General features: G+C 74.6%; 1 protein-coding gene. It reads left to right on the forward strand.

Annotated features, from left to right (window positions below; genetic code table 11):
* Positions 1-1,923: polyketide synthase dehydratase domain-containing protein (locus ACFU74_RS37140; protein ID WP_380764555.1), on the forward strand; the 1,923-nt coding region annotated here is incomplete at both ends.

Here is a 1,923-nt window from a genome sequence, read left to right on the forward strand (position 1 = left end):
ACCGACCCCGCCTACTGGGTCGACCAGGTCCGCAAGCCCGTCCGCTTCGCCGAGGCCGCAACCGCCCTCGACGCCGCCCGCGTGCTCGAACTCGGGCCGGACGCCGTCCTCACCGCGCTGGTCGGCGACGTGACGGGCCCGGAGGTCGTGGCCGTCGCCGCGCTGCGCCGCGAGCGCGGCGAGGTCGAGACGCTGCTCACCGCGATGGCCGAACTGTTCGTCCGGGGCCAGCAGGTGGAGTGGCGGTCGGTGCTCGGTGACGGCGCCCGCGCCGACCTGCCGACCTACCCGTTCCGGCGCGGCCGGTACTGGCTGAACCCGACGGCGCCGAGCGGTGACGTGACCGCCGCGGGCCTCGACGCACCGGACCACCCGTTGCTCACGGCGGTGGTAGAACTCCCGGACTCCGAGGCACTGTTGTTCACGGGGAAGCTCGCCGTCGGCAGCCGTCCCTGGCTCGCCGACCACCGGGTGCACGGCGAGACGGTGGTCCCGGGCACCGCGCTGGTCGAACTGGCCCTGGCGGCGGGCGCCCGAGCGGGCACCCCGGCCCTGGACGAACTGGTGCTGCGGGACCCGCTGACGCTGCCCGACGGGGTGGCCGTCCGACTGCGGGTCCTGGTCGCCGGGCCCGACGCGGACGGGCGGCGGGCGCTGACCGTCCACTCCCGTCCGGACGACGAGTCGACCGGCTGGACCACCCACGCGACCGGCGTGCTGGCCGTGACCGGCACGTCCGGTGCGGAGGACACCGAGCTGGTGGTCTGGCCACCGGTCGGTGCGCAGGAGGTGGGCCTGGACGGCCTGTACGAGGCGTTCGCGGACGCGGGGTTGGCCTACGGGCCGGCGTTCCGGGGCCTGCGGCGCGTCTGGCGGCGCGACGGGACGGTGTTCGCCGAGGTCACGACCGGGGAGGAGACCGCAGGGTTCGGCGTGCACCCGGCGCTGTTCGACGCGGCGCTGCACGCGATCGGCGCCGGGGAGCTGCTGGCGGCGGACGAGGGCGTGCGGCTGCCGTTCGCCTTCTCCGGCATCCGGTGGGAGCGTTCGGCAGGGGCCGCGCTGCGAGTGCGGCTGGAGGCCGGACCGACCACCGACTCGGTGCGGCTCGCGCTGGCCGACGCCTCCGGGCTTCCTGTGGCGGAGGTTGACAGTCTCGCCCTCCGTCCCCTGCCGGCGCCCGGCGGGTCGGCGAGGGGTGCCGATCGGTTGCTGTTCGGGGTGGAGTGGGTGGCGCGGGAGGTGGCCGCCTCATCGGAGATGCCGGTGGTGATCGCTCTTGGTGACGTGCTGCCCGAGCCTGTTCCGGTGCTGTTGGTGGATGCTTCGGTGTCGGGTGCGGCGTTGGACCGGTCGGCGGTGCTGCTGGCGCTGCTCCAGGAGTGGCTGGCCGATCCGGAGTGGGCGCGATCGCGTCTGGTGGTGCGGACGTTCGGTGCGGTGGGCGAGGTGGTCACGGATGCGGACGGTGCCGCTCTGTGGGGTCTGGTGCGTTCGGCGCAGTCGGAGCATCCGGACCGGATCCATCTGCTGGATGCCGCCGAGGACGCCTTCTACGAGGTGCCGCAGGCCGTCGTCCGCGAGGGCGAGGTCCGCGTCCCGTGCCTGGTGCGCGTGGAGGCGGGGGAGCCGGTCGGGTTCGGTGGCGGGACCGTGGTTGTCACGGGTGCCACCGGGACGCTCGGGCGCCTGATCGCCCGTCATCTGTCCGAGGTGCACGGTGTCCGCGATCTGCTGCTGCTCTCGCGTTCCGGCGGCGCGGTGGAGGTCGAAGGTGCGCGGGCGGTGGCCTGCGATGTTTCCGACCCGGACGCGGTGGCCGAGGTGTTGCGGGGCGAGCCGGTGACGGCGGTGGTCCACGCGGCCGGAGTGCTCGACGACGGAACGGTGGAGTCGCTGACGCCGGAGCGCCTGGAGCGGGTG

This window comes from Kitasatospora sp. NPDC057500 (genome assembly GCF_042802195.1).
Lineage (GTDB): Bacteria > Actinomycetota > Actinomycetes > Streptomycetales > Streptomycetaceae > Kitasatospora.